19 protein-coding genes are annotated in these 16,924 nt (G+C 44.4%); 14 read left to right on the forward strand and 5 right to left on the reverse strand.

The window, feature by feature from the left end:
• Nucleotides 1-3 precede the first annotated feature (3 nt).
• Nucleotides 4-501 carry a YbaK/EbsC family protein gene (locus GX089_13635; GenBank protein NLP03532.1) on the reverse strand — a complete coding sequence of 166 codons (498 nt, stop codon included), beginning with the start codon at nt 499-501 and terminating at the stop codon, nt 4-6.
• Nucleotides 502-888: 387 nt separating this feature from the next.
• Here GX089_13635 and GX089_13640 point away from each other — a divergent pair, with 387 nt between their 5' ends.
• From GX089_13640 to GX089_13660, 5 genes are all read left to right on the forward strand, one after another.
• Entirely contained in the window at nt 889-3,186 is a 2,298-nt protein-coding gene (locus GX089_13640; GenBank protein ID NLP03533.1) for a hypothetical protein, read from the forward strand.
• A 98-nt stretch (nt 3,187-3,284) separates the two neighbouring features.
• Nucleotides 3,285-4,709 (forward strand): hypothetical protein, encoded by a 1,425-nt coding sequence (locus GX089_13645; GenBank protein ID NLP03534.1) that lies wholly within the window; start codon nt 3,285-3,287, stop codon nt 4,707-4,709.
• A 93-nt stretch (nt 4,710-4,802) separates the two neighbouring features.
• On the forward strand, nt 4,803-5,987 hold the full coding sequence (locus GX089_13650) for an elongation factor P maturation arginine rhamnosyltransferase EarP (protein NLP03535.1): 1,185 nt from the start codon (nt 4,803-4,805) through the stop codon (nt 5,985-5,987).
• Between the two features lie 126 nt (nt 5,988-6,113).
• Nucleotides 6,114-6,674 (forward strand): elongation factor P, encoded by a 561-nt coding sequence (efp, locus tag GX089_13655; GenBank protein NLP03536.1) that lies wholly within the window; start codon nt 6,114-6,116, stop codon nt 6,672-6,674.
• Nucleotides 6,675-6,772: 98 nt separating this feature from the next.
• Nucleotides 6,773-7,678 carry a GTPase Era gene (locus tag GX089_13660; protein NLP03537.1) on the forward strand — a complete coding sequence of 302 codons (906 nt, stop codon included), beginning with the start codon at nt 6,773-6,775 and terminating at the stop codon, nt 7,676-7,678.
• Here the strand turns inward: GX089_13660 and GX089_13665 are convergent.
• Nucleotides 7,658-8,656 (reverse strand): hypothetical protein, encoded by a 999-nt coding sequence (locus tag GX089_13665; GenBank protein ID NLP03538.1) that lies wholly within the window; start codon nt 8,654-8,656, stop codon nt 7,658-7,660. The genes GX089_13660 and GX089_13665 overlap by 21 nt on opposite strands.
• 5 nt (nt 8,657-8,661) lie before the next feature.
• Nucleotides 8,662-8,898 carry a DUF378 domain-containing protein gene (locus GX089_13670; protein ID NLP03539.1) on the reverse strand — a complete coding sequence of 79 codons (237 nt, stop codon included), beginning with the start codon at nt 8,896-8,898 and terminating at the stop codon, nt 8,662-8,664.
• A 232-nt stretch (nt 8,899-9,130) separates the two neighbouring features.
• Between GX089_13670 and GX089_13675 the strand changes: the two genes are divergently transcribed.
• Complete coding sequence (locus GX089_13675) at nt 9,131-9,580, forward strand: helix-turn-helix domain-containing protein (GenBank protein NLP03540.1); 450 nt, start codon at nt 9,131-9,133, stop codon at nt 9,578-9,580.
• 84 nt (nt 9,581-9,664) lie between these two features.
• Here the strand turns inward: GX089_13675 and GX089_13680 are convergent, their stop codons facing one another.
• Nucleotides 9,665-10,345, reverse strand: coding sequence for a PorT family protein (locus GX089_13680; GenBank protein NLP03541.1), 681 nt, complete (start codon nt 10,343-10,345; stop codon nt 9,665-9,667).
• A 208-nt stretch (nt 10,346-10,553) separates the two neighbouring features.
• Here GX089_13680 and GX089_13685 point away from each other — a divergent pair, with 208 nt between their 5' ends.
• From GX089_13685 to GX089_13720, 8 genes are all read left to right on the forward strand, one after another.
• Nucleotides 10,554-11,549, forward strand: coding sequence for a hypothetical protein (locus GX089_13685; GenBank protein ID NLP03542.1), 996 nt, complete (start codon nt 10,554-10,556; stop codon nt 11,547-11,549).
• Nucleotides 11,550-11,655: 106 nt separating this feature from the next.
• On the forward strand, nt 11,656-12,411 hold the full coding sequence (locus GX089_13690) for a hypothetical protein (GenBank protein ID NLP03543.1): 756 nt from the start codon (nt 11,656-11,658) through the stop codon (nt 12,409-12,411).
• A gap of 18 nt (nt 12,412-12,429) precedes the next feature.
• Nucleotides 12,430-12,732 (forward strand): GNAT family N-acetyltransferase, encoded by a 303-nt coding sequence (locus tag GX089_13695; protein ID NLP03544.1) that lies wholly within the window; start codon nt 12,430-12,432, stop codon nt 12,730-12,732.
• Complete coding sequence (locus GX089_13700; GenBank protein NLP03545.1) at nt 12,729-13,118, forward strand: GNAT family N-acetyltransferase; 390 nt, start codon at nt 12,729-12,731, stop codon at nt 13,116-13,118. The genes GX089_13695 and GX089_13700 overlap by 4 nt, the downstream gene beginning before the upstream one ends.
• Nucleotides 13,054-13,269: a hypothetical protein gene (locus GX089_13705; GenBank protein ID NLP03546.1), complete on the forward strand. Its 216-nt coding sequence runs from the start codon at nt 13,054-13,056 to the stop codon at nt 13,267-13,269. Before GX089_13700 ends, GX089_13705 begins: the two co-directional genes overlap by 65 nt.
• A 321-nt stretch (nt 13,270-13,590) precedes the next feature.
• Nucleotides 13,591-14,031, forward strand: coding sequence for a 1-acyl-sn-glycerol-3-phosphate acyltransferase (locus GX089_13710; protein NLP03547.1), 441 nt, complete (start codon nt 13,591-13,593; stop codon nt 14,029-14,031).
• 415 nt (nt 14,032-14,446) lie between these two features.
• On the forward strand, nt 14,447-15,055 hold the full coding sequence (locus GX089_13715) for a hypothetical protein (GenBank protein NLP03548.1): 609 nt from the start codon (nt 14,447-14,449) through the stop codon (nt 15,053-15,055).
• Nucleotides 15,042-15,602: an NUDIX domain-containing protein gene (locus GX089_13720; GenBank protein NLP03549.1), complete on the forward strand. Its 561-nt coding sequence runs from the start codon at nt 15,042-15,044 to the stop codon at nt 15,600-15,602. The genes GX089_13715 and GX089_13720 overlap by 14 nt, the downstream gene beginning before the upstream one ends.
• Nucleotides 15,603-15,843: 241 nt before the next feature.
• Here the strand turns inward: GX089_13720 and rocF are convergent, their stop codons facing one another.
• Nucleotides 15,844-16,734: an arginase gene (gene rocF, locus GX089_13725; protein ID NLP03550.1), complete on the reverse strand. Its 891-nt coding sequence runs from the start codon at nt 16,732-16,734 to the stop codon at nt 15,844-15,846.
• Between the last annotated feature and the right edge of the window lie 190 nt (nt 16,735-16,924).

The following is a 16,924-nucleotide window of genomic DNA, read 5'->3' on the forward strand; positions in this document are numbered from 1 at the left end:
GCTTCAGATTTCCGAGTGACGATCCTTTTTACCGATCTGCTCTTTTATACTGAAAGAGGAAATTTCCGGCTTAACAAGCCTCAGATAATCCTCAGTTGCCATACTGACAAGCTCACGGTGGTTACCGGCATTGAAAACAATCCGGGAACTCTCGGAAAGAACCGTAGACATATAAACCTTCATTCCAAAAAACTCCCCGAATGGCGGCTCACCACCCGGCTCACATTCATCCATGATACCCGCATACTCTTCCTCTTCGGCAAGCGCCACTGTTGAGGCCCCGGTTATCTCCTTTACCCTGCACAGGTCAACGATATGGGAGGCCGGCAACACGGTCATAATCATTCCATTGTCAGTCTTCACAATCACCACCTTGGCCATCTCTGAACCCGGTACATGAGCCTGAGCAGCTATCTCCTGTGCCGTATAGGCAGTTGAATGCATTATCACCTGGTACTTTATTCTATTCTGATCTAAAAGTTCCTTCAGCTTCTTATACATAGATCTATCCCCATTAAAGCATAGTTTTATCCCTGCTCTAATTATTGATCGCAAATAATATGCCTTGGAGAATTCCGGATAGAGGTCGGTATCGAAATGATTCAGATGATCAGAATGATTTCAGACAACAATAATTTTCCGATGCCGATACCGATACCGATTCAGACAGTGAGAACATACAGCGTTATTGAAATGAAAAACCATCTCAAAAATACAGCACTAAATGGTTGTCTATTCGATTACTTATGGATATAATCAAATTTCTTTCAGAACCGGTCCAGACGATTCGAAAGTCTTTTTGGCTTTGTATTATAATAGGTACCGCATCGATGCGGAGCCTATTATTTTCCTTTCAGAATTGAAAAACACAAAAAGGGGGTTAACGTTATGCACCGCAGATTTTTTGTTTTCCTTGCCGCTTTGCTTGTCAGTCTGAATTTCATCTATGCAGACGATTACAAGATTAAGGTGGAAAGCGGTGAAGCCGTGCTGGCAAAAGCTTCCGGAAAAACCACTATCAAGGATTCCGGAAACATCGCCCTGGGAGATACAATCTTAATTGGCCAGGAAATCGAAGCGACAGTGCTTATCGAAGCCGGCACAAGACTGCTTCTAAGAGGCCCTCTCAATGCTGTTCTCGGTGGCGATGGTTTCTCTCTGAAGGTAGCACTGGAAGAGGGTCAGATCTTTCTTGATCGCAATGATCCTCAGATGGTCAGCTCCATTCAGATAACAAATAAGGGATTTACCTTTGAACCAGTTGGAACTGCTGCAGCAGTCAGGGGCAGCAGGACTTCAAATCCCTCTACTGCAGTGCTTAAGGGAAAGATGAAGATGCAGTCACCCAGTGGTGAATCCCTGGTAGTAGAAGAGGGAAGCTTCGGCAGTGTTGATGGAGACGGAAAATTGACATCCGCCAAGCTGTCCCCTAAAGCTGTAGAAAACCTTCAAAAATGGGCCGGAATTGCCGATCCGAAGCCTGAACCTGCCCCCCAGGCTTCAACGAGTGAACCAGCCGCTCAGCAGAAATCTGAACCACCAGCCCCTGAAAAGGAGCCCCAGACTGAAACTGTAAAAAGCACTCCTGTCACCCCGATACAACCTCCTCCCCAGCCGGCAACCAGCGACAAAAAGCAGGAGACATCTCCTCAGCAGCAGGCAAAAACTGAACAACCTCAGAAAGAATCCACAGATGATAAAGAGCCTGTTGAATCAGCAGAAAAAAGCAATGAAGAACCGGTAGATAAAAAATCGGTTTCTCCCGCTGCCACAGCCCCCTCGAAACCACAATGGGAAATAGGAGCCGGAACTGTAACTGTCGATGGTGATCAGTGGACCAGAATTGCGCTGGGTGTAGATGTTCCGATCTGGAAATTTGGAATCTTCTTTGACCTGGAGCTCTTTATCGACAATGAGGGGCAGTTCTCGGATAAGGGGTGGAATTTTAAGGATGACTGGGTAGAAGCACTCACCAGAAAAATTCGCTATATCCGTTTCGGATACGAACAGGATCCGCTTTTTATCAAGTTCGGCGGATTGTCAAATGTTACTCTGGGATACGGATTCCTGTTTGACCGCTTTACAAACATGCTCCACTACCCTGACCAGAAACTACTTGGATTACAGTTCTACCTTAACGACATTGGTCCGATTGGTGTCACCCTGCAGACAGTTCTGGCAGATTTCAAGGATTTCCGCAACGATGGTGGTATTTTTGGTGCCCGTCTGGCCTTTACCCCCCTGAAGATGTCCAATATTCCTATTATAAAGGGAATCTCAATTGGTGGAACTTACGCAATGGATATCAATCAGTACGCTCCTGCCCGGGACTGGGATTTCACACTCACCGGCCCCAGTAACGACAGAGATCTTGACGGTATCCAGGACAGTTCCTTTACAAGACATGTTATCGAAACAGCCGGTTACACTTTCACAGACGATGCCCGCCAAAAGCTCATTGAGGCAGACAGTTTGTATGATACCCTGATCGAGCATCGGGACCAATGGGCTTCCAGGAAAAATGTCCCTTTCAGTCTGGTCGGTGCAGATATCGGTATCCCGCTTATCAGGAGTTCACTTGTAAACCTGGATCTATATGGACAGACCGGAATCAGAACCGATGATGTGCAGGGGTGGGGAATAGGAGCCCCGGGACTTGCCCTTAAAGTCTGGCAATTATGGGCAAATATCGAGTACCGGCGGGTACAGGGCAGGTTCACCCCTGGCTATTTCGGAACCTATTACCTCGATGAAAGGATACTGAGAACACCTGAAATCAGCACCAAAGCAGAAAGAATCCCATCTGATACCCTGAACGGAATCTACGGGAGACTGGGTTTCAATATCGCCAACGTGCTTATCATCGATGGTGCTTACCAGTACCTGATCGGAAACAGGGATAAAGACCAGCGGTTTGAGGCAACAGCATCTCTGGGTGACATCATCCTGCAGAAAATTCCCAAGATTAACAAAGCAGAAGCTTACTACTACAAAACCGATATCGGAAATTTCAACGATGCTTTCTTTGAAAAAACAGAGCTCATGTACTGGGGCTACCGTGCTGGCTTCGAAATCAGCCAGGGAGCCACTCTGATCTGGGATTCCCGTTACGGGTATAAAAGAGATGCAGAAGGTAAACTGGTTTCCAACAACTTCATAAGTGTACAGACTGCTATTACTTTTTAACTTGCGTTCCGGATACGGTTCCTTCAGGAACCGTATCCATTCCTCTCTTATTCTGTTTCGTGGAGTAATTCCGAAAAAATACCGGTAGTGGAGCTTAGATGAATTCCGATTCACCCATGATGCGCAGGGTGCGTGCAGATTTTCTCAAAACAAAAATACCAAGAAAAGGCAGAATTCGGTTCCTGCTGGCAATTATCATACTGGCCGCAGCAATTCACACAGGCATAAACCTGAAAAAAAATGAGAATAAAGGCCAGGGAAAGGAAACACCCGGTTCAGAATTGACCGAAAGAAAAGCAGAAAAGGAAACAAACAAATCCGCCGCCGGCAAAGCAAAACGTAGAGCAGCAAAAAAAAATATCAAGCGTCAGAAACCAGTTGAACAAAATAAAAGGAATCAGTCCGGTCTGGTACTTCCATTTACATTTGGAGATCTTTCCGATCTGATAAAGAAAAACCCGCCCGGTCTTTTTAAAGACAAAGACAGCATAAAGTACCGTGGAAAAGACCTCACAGTCCATTACAGTGTAAACACTCAGCTCCAGGAACTCGGGCAATCACTACTGAAGAGGTATCATCCGCTTTACGGCGCCATAGCTGCTGTTCATCCTGCAACAGGAAGAGTTCTTGTTCTACTCTCATATAAAAACGACAGTGTCCCGGACCTGGGCGTGCTTTACTGCAAAAGCCTCTTCCCTGCCGCTTCTCTCTATAAAACGATCACAGCAGCGGCAGCTATCGAAACAGCAAACCTTTCTCCGGAGAGCCTTCTTCCCCATGCCGGAAGAAATCACACACTTTACAGATTCCAACTGGAAAAGGAGTTAAAAAACTACATCGAGATCCCGCTTGAGGATGCCTTTGCTCTGTCAATCAACCCGGTTTTCGCACGTATAGGACTTTACTCTCTCTCCAAAGGAACTCTGCTTGAGTACGGAAACAGGTTCGGCTTCAACTGTCCCATTCCGTTTGAAATCGAGACTGAAATATCCAGAGTAATTTCTCCTGACTCGGCTTTTGCACTCGCGGAACTTGCATCCGGCTTTAACCAGCAGACAACCATCTCCCCGGTACACGGAGCCATGATCGCTGCTGCGATTTCAGAAAACGGCCGGATGCAGAAACCGGTACTGATTGACAGCATTTACATGGGTGATACCTGTATTTATAAAGCAGCTAAAGAAACATGGAAAATTCCGATAAAGGAGAGCACCTCAAAAGAACTGAAGAAAATGATGAGCAGGGTCTCAAGACATGGAACCGCCCGCAAATCATTCCGCTACATCCACCAATCCCGAAGATTCAGTGAAATCGAATACGGAGGGAAAACCGGCTCAGTTGACAAAGATGGAATCGGGCGGGTCGACTGGTTTATCGGCTTTGCACGGAACCCCCTGGAAAAGGAGCAGCAAATCGCAATCAGCGTTGTAACTGTGCATGGGCCAAACTGGACTGTTCACTCAGCCTATATCGCAGCTGAAATCATGAGGATCTATATCCGCTCACTGGATACCAAACAATGATTTCTTGATTCTAAACATTGAAAAAGATTTTCCATATTATACCTGAATTATCAGGGTAAAGACTATCTGGTAGACATAAACGAATTCAAATCTATGAAATTTTCCAGTGTAGATATTTTCTGCAATGTAATTGACAATTTCGGTGATGCTGGAGTTGTATACCGGTTTGCCAGAGAGTTTAAGATTGCCTTCAGCGAATGCAGGGTAAGAGTATTTCTGGATAATCTCACAGTTCTTAATTCAATTGAACCCCGGATTGACCCCTGTAAAACACTCCAGGAGTGTGACTCCGTTCTTTTCTTCAGCCTTTCTGAAATAGATTCAGAATCCATAGGCACTCTGGGAGTTGCTGAAGTCGTAATCGAAGCATTTGCATGCCGGATCCCTGAGCCATTTATGAAGGCTGCATTGTATCAAAGCAAGCTCATTATCAATCTTGAGTATCTTTCGGCTGAGGACTGGGTTGCCGGTTATCATCTTAAAGAATCTCTGCTTCCGGAGGGAAATGCAAGAAAGTTCTTTTTCATGCCTGGTTTCACCCCCGAAACCGGAGGGATCATCCTTAACTCAAGACTTGGAATTCAGAAAGAGGAGCTGATTAAAAACCGGATTCCATTTCTGGAAAAACTTCTTTGCTCTTACAATCTGACTCCATGCAACATTGAAGGGAGGCTTCTGGGATCCGTTTTTACCTATGAGCGGGGATTCGATACATTTATAAAGGAACTTCAGGAGACCGGAAAAGAGACCACCCTTTTTATCTTCGGAGATAAAAGCCGGTCAGGAATGGATGCAACCCTGAAAAGGATGGGGATAAAGGGTTTTAATAAAAACACCTGCACCTGCGAAAATATCCATCTGATCTTAATACCCATGATAGAACAGCATCTCTATGACAGTCTGCTCTGCTGTACCGACTTCAATCTGGTACGTGGTGAGGACTCCCTTGCACGAGCGGTCTGTGCCGGAAAACCTTTCATCTGGAACGCCTATCTGCAGGATAACCGGTATCAGAATGTCAAAGTTGAGGCACTTCTAAAGGTACTTTCCGGCTTTTTCGAGGATCATGAAGTGCTGAATTCTTACAGTGATCTTATGCTCCAGTTTAATGATGCAGAAAGGGAGTGTCCCCTGCAGGTAACATCAGAACGCTATCATGCTTTTTTCCGGGACCTGAACAAAATTGAGCACGCAATGAGAAAAATGAGTTATTTTGTAGATCGTTATTGTGACCTGATAAAGAATTTCGGTGAATTTCTTCATAAATTCAGGGCTTGAAAGGGTTTTCTCTGCAGGCAATTCATCCTTCAGCGAAGTTGTTTATCCGCAGATTATCTTACGAACTCACAGCGTTTTCCCGCAACGAAAGAAATAAACCATTAACAAATAATATAGGGGTTCCCGATGAAAGAAGCACAAGACCTGAGATCAGGAAATACCGTCAAGATCGGCAATGATCTTTTTATTATCCTGAAAGCGATCTACAACAAAGGCGCCCGAAATGCATCATCTGTAAAAATGAAGATGAAAAACCTCTCTACAGGCAGCGTTTCCGAAACCGTTTACAGAGCTACAGACAAGTTTGAACAGATTATTCTGGAGCGCAGACAGATGCAGTTTCTGTATGAGACAAACGGCTTTTATACCTTCATGGATCAGGAAACATTCGAACAGATGGATCTCAACAAGGATGATCTCGGTGATGCCTTGAATTATCTGAAAGAAGAGATAGTAATTGATGTGATAGTGCATGGGACAAAAGCTGTCGGAGTGGAACTTCCACCCCAGGTCGATGCAACTATAACCTACACAGAACCGGCTGTGAAGGGTGACACAAGCGGGAAAGTGCTTAAAGCGGCAACAATCGACACAGGATATGAGGTAATGGTTCCGCTTTACTGCGTTATCGGAGACAAGATTCGTATCAACACTCAGACAAACGAATTTGTTTCCAGAGCAAACTGATTATTCAAATATTGCCAAATAAAGTTTAAAGGAGAGTATACTCTCCTTTTTTATTCTTTCGATTCCACGATGTGAACACTTGCAATTATTTTAGTTCCATGGAACAGAAAAGTAACTTCAAATCAGCGTTTATCGCTCTTGTGGGAAGACCAAACAGCGGTAAGTCCACTTTGATGAACACAATACTCGGAGAGCAACTCTCTGTAGTCACACCACTCCCCCAGACAACACGCAAAAACCTGCGGGGAATACTTACAACGGATGATATGCAGCTTATCTTCGTCGATACCCCAGGGGTACATAAAGGTGATTATACTTTCAATGATTCAATGGTAAAGGAGACCGTGGAAGCAATAAGCAAAGAAAGTGTCGATCTGATCTGCTATATCGTCGACCTTTCACGAAGTTTCGGTGAAGAAGAAGCAACCGTTGGAGATCTTGTTAAAAGTGCAGATACACCGGTCATTATAATCTTCAATAAAGCCGATACCATTAATACACCTGAGAAAATCATCAGAAATTTTTTCGACCGTTTTCCACGCTTCAAAGAAACCTCTTTTGTAAAACTATCCGCAATCAGACCGGAATCGAAAGAGATTTTTCTTCAATCAATAGCACCTTTTATCCCTGAAGGGCCGATGTATTTTCCGTCGGATGAGTTGACGGATTCAAATCTGAGATTTTTCGCATCCGAGTACATTCGAAAACAGATTATCCTTAACACCCGTGAAGAAGTCCCCCATGCATCTTTTGTAGAGATTGAGTCCTACAGAGAGAGCAGTTCCCGCCATGATATTTCAGCCACTATCCATGTGGAAACAACCGGGCAAAGGGGAATAATCGTGGGAAAGGGTGGGGCAGTTATCAAAAAAATCAGGAGAGGCGCTGAATCAGAGATGGAAAAACTTACAGGTGTTCCAGTGAAAATCAGTTGTCATGTAAAAGTGAGTCCTGGATGGCGTGACAATGACTTGTTTTTAAAATCAGTCGGAATGCCTCGATGAGGAGTGCAACTGATCTCGTCTTCCCCACTTTTTAAACTCATCCACAGCATACTCCTGATACTCAGGATCGAGTCCCAGAGAGATGTTATCCCAGTAGTAACCGGCGATAAAACCACCTTCACCTTTCCATAGTTTTTCTACCAGTTCCCGCGCCTCAGCCCTGATAATATCCTCATTTCTCATTTTGAGAGTAGTGGAAATATCAACGGGGCACCAGAAGGTGACATGATATCTGTCGCGCAGAAGTTCCATCGAGTCTATTCCTAACGCCCTGGGACAGTCAAGCTGTATGCAATCAACCCCGGAATCGATCAGTTCGGATACCATTGAGGCTTCCTGAACGGAGTGCATAATCATCTTAAGGCCGAGTTTGTGTGCAAATGAACAAAGGGATTGGAGTCTTGGTTTGAATTCCTCTTTCCATATCGATGGTCCCATCGGAACCTGAAGAGTCTCAGCGAGATCCTCAATTATCATTATTCCCTGGGCACCTGCATCCTTAAACCCTTCTACCTCTTTTTTCAGGAGTGAATCGATGTGGTCATGAAGAGTTTTAAGCGATAAAGGATCGTCAAAGAGGGCTAATGTGTAATGGTCAAGAAGAGAACTGGCGATTTCAAAAGTACTTCCGGTAAGCATCCCTATATGCCATTTGTCGGGTGTAAGGGCAAATGCCTTACGGATGGGGAGAAAGCGGGATGGGTGTCCATAATCAGGGAAGGGAAAGTCTTTTACATGAGAGAGGTCCTGAAGCCCTCCTTTGATAATCTTTCCTCTGGAGTAATTGCTGCTTTTTGACCATAGATTTCCCCACTGATCAACCCTCTGCCACTCTCTCTCACTTACCCTGTGCCAGTCATCGAGAGGTGCGTCTGCATGCACACCTCCCCAGACCAGATCGGACGGAAAAAAAGTGTGGGCGATTCTCTCCGGACACTCAAATTCCAGAGTCCGATTTACTATTTCGAAACTGTCCATTCTCTTCAGACTGGCTGTTGAGCTGTCCTGTGCGGCCTCGGCTGAGTTCTCCTCATAAAGGCCGGACTGATTACAGCTACATATAGTGCCGCCAATCCCACTATCGCGTATATTACCCGCGATGCTCCACCAAATATAAAGGCAACCAGGTCAAAGCCAAAAAATCCGACCAATCCCCAGTTTATTCCTCCAATTATCAGAAGGACTACACAAGTCCAATCAAACAAAGAGAGATTTTTCATGAGTCCCCCCATTTAAGGTTCAATTGCTACACAGTGCATAAAGCATGCCAATTGGACTTTTCATTCTATTTTCATTATATTATTACATTAACTTACAGCATTTTATACCTCAGGAATATTCCTGCATGATGCCGGAAGACAGCGGCAACAATAATCACCTGCGGTATTCATTATGTTTTATGATCGCTTTCTCTTGTCCCATGAGAAAGGATGATCGGAAAGGAAACAAATTATGCCTAATCTCTCTTCGCTTTTAAAGGCTGAAATAATCAGAATCAGCCGTAAGGAGATAAAAGCTTCTGTCAAGCCGGTTAAAGACTCCAATGCCGACCTGAAGAAAAATATCGCCGAACTAAAAAAAAGAATCGCGGCACTTGAATCCCAGATTAAAAAGTTCCAGTCTCTCCTTCCTGCTCAGGAAAAAGCAAACGTGTCTCCAGAAGTCGTGGAGAAAACCAGCTTTTCATCCAGAAACATCAAAGCCCTGCGCACCAGACTGGGAATCTCACAGGGTGATTTTGCAAAACTTCTGGGAGTGAGCAGTCAGGCTGTGTATATGATGGAAAACAAAGGGGGAAAACTGAGGCTGCGTCAGAACACAATTAAAAAGCTTCTCTCCATAAAGGACATCGGAAGAAGAGAAGCAAAGCGCATGCTTGAAGAATCAGTCGAAAAAGAATAATAAAAATGCCGCAGGGATGCCGGCCAAGCTTCTTATGATAAGAGGCTCTGAGGGCTGGCCGACATACCTCTTGTAAAGACATTTTCAGTACCCGAAGTTCAGGGCGTAACCAGCCATAAACATAAAAGCATAATTTCTTGTCTTATCTGCCGATTCAAAGTTAAATGCGTTCAGTGCTCCCATAGTATACCTGAAATCAAAAACCAGATTGCCGGGTCCCATTTCAATCTTAAAATCCACTCCTGCAGCAATACCCGCATCAACGACATTGACAAAGCGCTCAAAGAGCTCCCCTGAGGCATTCTTACCCGAAAAGAAATCCGCTGTCTCCAGTTCACCTGGAATATCTTTCACTCTGGCTTGAAGCATCAGCGACAATTGAGGTCCAAAATATATACCAGGCTTGAGAAGCACAGGAAGAGTGAGCTTCATAAACCATGGCATTTGTAAATAATCGACATAAACCAGAAAAGTCTCACCATCGCTCTCCCACTTCTTTCCCTGACGAATAAATAGTATCTCTGTCTGAACAGCAATCAGATCTGTAAGCAGTTCCCGGGTACTGAAGAGGCCAACCGTAAACCGGGGAAGATTCTGTTCATCCAGACTACCAAGTTCACTTCGGAACTCATCGTTTATATTCTCTGAACCCACGCCCCAGAAATTTGAAAGCGACAGACCTCCTTTGATCCCGTAAAATCTGTCCTGGGGAGAAGCCGGCAAATAAAGCCCCAAAAGAAGAAAAGCTAACAGATACTTCTTCATGAATACCTCCTGGAGTGTAATTTTTCCGTTAAAAAGGTAAAATAAATTTAATTAGAAGATTTGCAATATTTATGCCGAATTACTCTATCAAAGAGAACCGGCCATAATAATTCCCCTTTCCCCTCCCTGTCAACTCTTCACCTATAGCATTGACACCACCTCTGCACATAAGGTATTTGTGTATACTTGCTTTTTTCTGGAGGACTCGATGAGAAAACTTGCTGTTCTTATGCTGCTGACCGGAAGCATGTACTGCACGGCCCCTGTCAGAAACTATCTGGAACCTCAGAACAGAGCAGTTTCCGATACTCTGACACTCATTAAAGACACTTTGGTATCCGTTGAGAAGCCTCTCCCCCAGTCACCCAATGCCCTTCCTGTTCAGAACTGGCCTGGAAACCGTTTTGTCCTGCTCGACAAGCAGAAGCTTTTCTCCCAGCACGGGTATGAACTATACACATGCAGGCAACTGGACAGTTGTACAAGTCAGGCTGATACAGTGTGGACCGGCCCAAATCACAGATTACGCTATGATAAATTCAAGGGACATGTGCTGAGAGTCACCGAGGTGGAACAGGTTTCAGATGAATGGCTGGTTACTTTCATTGATGAAAAGACAGATATGGTGATCTATGCCAGGACCCGTAAGGGTGCTATAAAGGAGATCGCACTGGAGGACGATCTGGAGCTGGCCAGAAAACGATGGATGGGGAAATACGTTTTTTCCAGAAAAGGAGTCATCTCAACTATTCTTGAAAACGGAAATGGTTTTAGCAGCATGAAAGTAAGGATACAGGATTCTCTTAAAGTAATTGATGTCCGATGGGGCACAACACCGCTTCCTGTCAACCCTATATGGTTGATAGTAGAAGCCTCTGGAAACAGAAAAGGTTTTATTCCGGTCCGTTACAGTTGGACAAACACATTGAACGATCAGATCAGAAACATAGACGCCTGGGGTGATGATATTCTGGAGAATGATCCATCGATCGAACACTCATGGTCCCCCGAGATGTGGGAACTGATCAATAACCACAGAATAGTGGTAGAGATGACCAGAAAGCAGGTGTTTCTGAGCTGGGGAGAACCTCTTTCAAGAGGCCGGAAAGAAAACAATGGAATCCAGAGAGAATGCTGGATCTACAGTTCACAGGAGCTGTATTTTGATGAAAAGGGACTGGTCGATATCGTGGATATACAATAGCGCCGGTTCTGTCAGTCTCTACTTCAATAAACTTGCCGTTTCTAACATAGTTGTACGTGTAGTATTTTCTTCAATCTGGCACAAATTTTTCTATCAAGGGTTAAAGATGAAGTATCTAGTTACTGTTTTAGTTACACTTGTCATCTGCGCTGCAGCAGCATTTTTTCTTTTTCAGGATTTCAAAGGAAAAATGGAGATCAAAAGAGATCTTGAGAATCTTTCTCTTGCTGAACAGGCGGTGAAGAAAAACCTGTCAGAAATAACCCATTCTATTACATCACGGCTGAATTCCTTTACCAAAGCAGTATCTGAGGATCGGAACTTCTCTCTGCGTCTGTTAGTGGAAAACGACCGCTCATCTCCGGATGTAACCCAAACCTCAGTGAAATTTATCGGACCGATGGGGTTTTCGGTCCTTGAACTCACCGATTCAGCTTTTACAATTCTCTCTTCCGGCCATTTTCCTGCCAATGCAGGAAACAGTATCTCCGCAAAAGCCAATCGTCTTGCAGAAGAACCTGGTATCTATCTTGAAAATATGATGGGAGAAGAGGTCCTTACATTACAGGCAATAAAGAGGTTTGAAATCGCAGATATTCCATTTTTCGCCGTTGGTGGTCTGAAAATCGATCAGAATTTTCTCGATATGCTCTCTCCAGGCATAGGCATAGGCGTTCTGCTCCGGGATGAAAGCCGCTACATGGGTGAAATAACAATTCGTTCAATCTCTGAAATCAAGAATAACCGTATTTTAATAAACGATCAGGAGTATCTTGCAACCCAGTTCCCTTTAACACCATCGGGCGAAAACACACCGGCACTGATAGTGGTATTGATGAATCAGGACCGGAAACCAGAATAAAAAGACTGAGAGGAATTTATGCTTAGTAAGCACGGGTTCCAGATTAGTAAACTGATGCCGGTACCACAAATAATCTTCAAACCTGGAACACTGCAGTTCAGGACGTTCAAACAAAAAGTCAGAATAAATATTGAACGGGAAAACTTTACTATAAAGACAGTAGAGAACAATGAGGATCTTGCAAAAGCCCTCAGACTTCGATACGAGGTATTCTACAAGGAACTGCTGGAAAAAATGTATATCTCCGGGATGGATATCGACAGATTCGATTTTAAACGTGACCACCTGGTGATTATTGACAAAAGAACCACAATTACATAGGAACATACAGACTCATCTCCAGTCTCTTCCATAAGAAATTCTATTCGTCTACAGAATTTAATCTCGACGATATCATAAATCTCCCCGGAACAAAACTTGAGTTGGGAAGAGCCTGCGTACACCGCGATTTCCGTACAGGCACTCCAATAGCTCTCCTCTGGCGCGGTATAACCGATTACATAAGAGAGACAGGAACGAAGTATCTGTTCGGGTGTTCGAGTGTCAAGACAACCAACATTCGCATTATCGCATCAATTTACAGGTATTTTCAGGAAAACGGGAAAGTCTCGGATGAAATAGTTCTCCAGGGGAAAATTCCGAATGAGGAATTTCAGAAAGGCTCTGGAAAGCATCACACCTCAGGAAATAACCGATGCCAGAGATAAGATACCCGCTCTTTTAAACTCCTACATCAATATGGGCTCCATGATCTGCGGAGAACCAGCACTTGATAAGAAGTTTAGGTGCGCAGATTTTCTCACCCTGTTTGATGTCGAAAAATCCGAAAAGAAAGTGCACAGAAAGTACAATATATGATCGGAGCGATCATTAAGTTTTTTCTCTTTACGCTCCTTCTTTTTTTTTATATGTCGTCACATCACTCATCACACTCGTTTTGATCAGAAGTGAAGAAAAAAGACTCAGATTGCTTTCCAGAATAACTTCACTTGGGTCTCGCCTCGGGACCTCAGTTCTTGGAATCAGGATCAAAAGAAATAATTATCCCCCCGAGAACACCTCACCATGCCTTATAATCGCAAATCATCTGTCATATCTGGACATCCTCATCCTGGCATCATCGGTTCCCTCTCTGCTTATCACCTCCGTTGAGGTACAGAAGACATTTTTCTGGGATTCATGTCATTGATTGCTGGCAGCCTTTTTGTGGAACGACGGAGTAAAACCGGACTAAAGGAGAAGATAGAGAGGATTTCGGAATTATTAGAGAAAGGTTTCATTATCACACTCTTCCCAGAGGGCACATCATCAAATGGTGACTCTGTTCTTCCGTTCAAAGGCGCACTTTTCTCTGCTGCCGGTAAAAAAGGTATAGATATCCAGCCTGTGTGTATAAAATACCTCTCTATAGATGGCAGGCCTGTCTCTCCGGATAACCGCGATCTTGTCTTTTACTATGGTGATATCCGTTTTTTTCCACACCTGTTAAGGCTTTTTCTGGTAAAGAGAATCGAGGTTTCTGTCACCTGGCTCGATCGGGCAAAAACAGACCAGAAGACCCGTAAAGACATTGTGGATTATTGTCACAAATCAATTTTTTCGGTTTATGCCGGCAATTGACTTTTTGTTACTTTTATTTCCGTTTCGGTTATTAATTTACGTTATATTATAAAGTAGGAACCTGAAAGTATCTGAAAAAGAGCAGAGGAAACATGATTCGAGGAGGAACAGATTCAAATCAAGCCAGTCCATGTAAATAGCTATAATGGTCGTGGCTCCTCCGGAGAACCAGAAAACCATTATTTCAGAAAGAAAAAGCTGAAACGCCCTCTGGATGCTTTTATCATCGTTAGCGACTCAGAGAGGAGAAATGATCCTGGGCCCGGGGCAGCTTTTCTGAGGGATTTTATCGAACTTCTTCCCGATGAGCAGGTCAGAGAGAGAATCAAAAATCTACGGGATTCCTATGAAAATATAGACGACTTTCTCATTGACAAACTGATTATCGAAGAGCTTTAAAGAGAGAGAAACTGATGTGGGGATAACAGATCAGATCAAAGCTTCTCTTGAATCGAAGCTGGTAATACGATACAAGTCCGACCGGGAAAATGCATCACAAAGCCTCTCATGTGTAATATGTGGAAGCAGTTTTCAGCCCAGAGGAACACTTTGCCTCTATGTAAAAAATGAGGGGTACGTTTGTGAAACCTGCGGCAAAAGGTTTGCCCCGGAGATGATGGAAAAAATTGATGAGTACCAGGACCGGGACATAAGAAAGATTATCCGGAAAGATTCCTCCCATCCTTTTCTCAGCAGTGCCGAATGGAAAGATGTAAATGATAATCTCGAAGCTCTCTCCTGGATAATGACAGACTTTGCAAAAGCAGTATCAAGAGGAATTGTCGAATCTCCCGCAGGCTGCATCGGTGTACTTCATTATGCCAGAGATATTCCTGTTCCCTCCAGAAACCCCGGTGAGTCCGATCTGGATTATGAATCCAGATCGAAATCCATCCGTCAGAAAAAGCTCTTCGAAAAGATCAGAAAAGAGACCTGCGGCCGTATCGAATTGCTCCATTGCTATTTTGCCAAACTGGGAATGCCTGTAACTGGCAGAAAAGTATCTGACAATGGAATTCCTTGACGTGCTCAATCCTGATGGTTCACCAGCCGGAGAAAGGCTGAGCAGGGAAGAAGTGCACAGAAAAGGGCTTCACCATCGCACAGTTCATGTCTGGGTCCGAAACGCAAAAGGTGAATTGCTTCTTCAGAAGAGGTCATCCACCAAGGAGATCTTCCCGGGATTATGGGATATTTCATGCGCCGGACATCTCAGCGCCAGCGACAGCAGCCTTGACGGTGCGGTACGTGAGCTCGAGGAAGAATTGGGGATATCTGTAAATAAAGATGAACTCCAGTTTCTCTTCACGATTCCTCGCCATTATACCAGTACTGTCTCAAACATTATCGAAAACGAGATAACCGATGTATATCTTCTGAAAAGGAGAATAGAGCCGGGTAATCTTGAGATAAACAGAAGCGAGATCGATGAGGTACAGTTTATTCCCACAAATGAACTGAAGAAGAGAGTTGAGAAAAGGGATCCGGACCTTGCAGATCACGAAGTAGAATACATGATGCTTCTTCAGGGAGACTGGCTGCAGACCAGTGACGTTGATCCGGCTAATTAACGGGATTATTGTCTGGTTGCATATCTGAACATCGGTAAATGGATAAGTAATACCTGTAAGGCTTTTACATTTAAGAAGTTCAATCAATCCTTCGGGCTGTATCGGTATCTGAATCGAAATATTTATATGAAATAGTAACTTTCAGTCTTTTTCTGTAATAAAAAGCCAAGACTTCTTCTCTTAATCATCTTCAATAAGGTTAATCAGATTAATCAGTGGTCCTGATCGTCTTAATCAACATTCAGAGGATCTCCTGGCCCAGTGCCGAACAGACCAGTTCAACCGCTATCTCGGCGGTATCGTTACGGTGATCGAGAATGGGGTTGATCTCCACGATATCCATCGAACCAACCTTTCCTGTATCAGAGACAATCTCCATCAACAGATGCGCTTCACGGTAGGATAATCCTCCCGGTGAGGTGGTCCCTACACCAGGTGCTAAAAACGGGTCTATGGCATCCATATCAAAAGAGATGTGAATTGAGGGGAGATGGCCCAGGTAAGAAATAGCATCCCTGGCGACCATAGCTATTCCCCGCTCGTCAATTTCTCTCATAGTGTAAATTCGTATTCCGCTTTCCCGCAGCATCCCCCTCTCATCATAATCGAGATCCCTTGTTCCTATAAGGACAATCTGGTCGGGATGCAGTTTACGTCCGGGTCTTCCCACATCTACCAGTTCTTCGATACCGTATCCCAGGAGAATAGAGACCGGCATTCCGTGGATGTTACCGTTGGGAGAGGTCTGTGGGGTGTTGAAATCTCCATGCGCATCAATCCACATGACTCCGGAGGGAGAGTTTTCGGTAACGGCAGCTACAGTACCAATGGCCAGGGAGTGATCGCCACCCAGAAAAAGGGGGAAGCCATTTTTGCTTATGATCTGTTTTCCAATGTTATAGATACTGTTACAGACATCTCTAATCTCGGAGACATACCCCGGGGCCTCCTTGCGGGGTAGGTGTTCCCTGACGGGAACGGTCACATTTCCCCAATCTTCAACATTGTATCCCAGTTTAGAGATTTTGAATGCCAGGTCGGCATAACGGATTGCGCTTGGTCCCATATCCACGCCCCTGCGGGATTGTCCGAGATCCAGAGGGATACCGAGGATGTGTACGGTGTTTGGCATATTGGGGAGGAGGGCGCAAGAATTGCGCCAGGGCTGGGGACGGACTACTTTTTTACTCTTTTTGGGGACAGACTACTTTTTTACTAATGTTACCCTAACAGAATAAAAACAGTCTGTCCCCTAGCCCACATGGTACAAATTTTGCAGCATTATTCCCCCTAAACCCTAACGGAGGAACTAATATGCCCAG

This window comes from Fibrobacter sp. (assembly GCA_012523595.1).
Taxonomy (GTDB): Bacteria; Fibrobacterota; Chitinivibrionia; order Chitinivibrionales; family Chitinispirillaceae; genus JAAYIG01.

Bases quoted from the DNA above. Each gene is read 5' to 3' on its own strand.
- GX089_13675 (NLP03540.1), top strand. From the start codon at position 9,131: ATGCCTAATCTCTCTTCGCTTTTAAAGGCTGAAATAATCAGAATCAGC.
- rocF (NLP03550.1), bottom strand. From the start codon at position 16,734: ATGCCAAACACCGTACACATCCTCGGTATCCCTCTGGATCTCGGACAA.
- GX089_13720 (NLP03549.1), top strand. From the start codon at position 15,042: ATGGAATTCCTTGACGTGCTCAATCCTGATGGTTCACCAGCCGGAGAA.
- GX089_13695 (NLP03544.1), top strand. From the start codon at position 12,430: ATGCTTAGTAAGCACGGGTTCCAGATTAGTAAACTGATGCCGGTACCA.
- GX089_13690 (NLP03543.1), top strand. From the start codon at position 11,656: ATGAAGTATCTAGTTACTGTTTTAGTTACACTTGTCATCTGCGCTGCA.
- GX089_13645 (NLP03534.1), top strand. From the start codon at position 3,285: ATGAATTCCGATTCACCCATGATGCGCAGGGTGCGTGCAGATTTTCTC.
- GX089_13660 (NLP03537.1), top strand. From the start codon at position 6,773: ATGGAACAGAAAAGTAACTTCAAATCAGCGTTTATCGCTCTTGTGGGA.
- GX089_13680 (NLP03541.1), bottom strand. From the start codon at position 10,345: ATGAAGAAGTATCTGTTAGCTTTTCTTCTTTTGGGGCTTTATTTGCCG.
- GX089_13665 (NLP03538.1), bottom strand. From the start codon at position 8,656: ATGGACAGTTTCGAAATAGTAAATCGGACTCTGGAATTTGAGTGTCCG.
- GX089_13710 (NLP03547.1), top strand. From the start codon at position 13,591: ATGTCATTGATTGCTGGCAGCCTTTTTGTGGAACGACGGAGTAAAACC.
- GX089_13705 (NLP03546.1), top strand. From the start codon at position 13,054: ATGAGGAATTTCAGAAAGGCTCTGGAAAGCATCACACCTCAGGAAATA.
- GX089_13635 (NLP03532.1), bottom strand. From the start codon at position 501: ATGTATAAGAAGCTGAAGGAACTTTTAGATCAGAATAGAATAAAGTAC.
- GX089_13650 (NLP03535.1), top strand. From the start codon at position 4,803: ATGAAATTTTCCAGTGTAGATATTTTCTGCAATGTAATTGACAATTTC.
- efp (NLP03536.1), top strand. From the start codon at position 6,114: ATGAAAGAAGCACAAGACCTGAGATCAGGAAATACCGTCAAGATCGGC.
- GX089_13685 (NLP03542.1), top strand. From the start codon at position 10,554: ATGAGAAAACTTGCTGTTCTTATGCTGCTGACCGGAAGCATGTACTGC.
- GX089_13670 (NLP03539.1), bottom strand. From the start codon at position 8,898: ATGAAAAATCTCTCTTTGTTTGATTGGACTTGTGTAGTCCTTCTGATA.
- GX089_13640 (NLP03533.1), top strand. From the start codon at position 889: ATGCACCGCAGATTTTTTGTTTTCCTTGCCGCTTTGCTTGTCAGTCTG.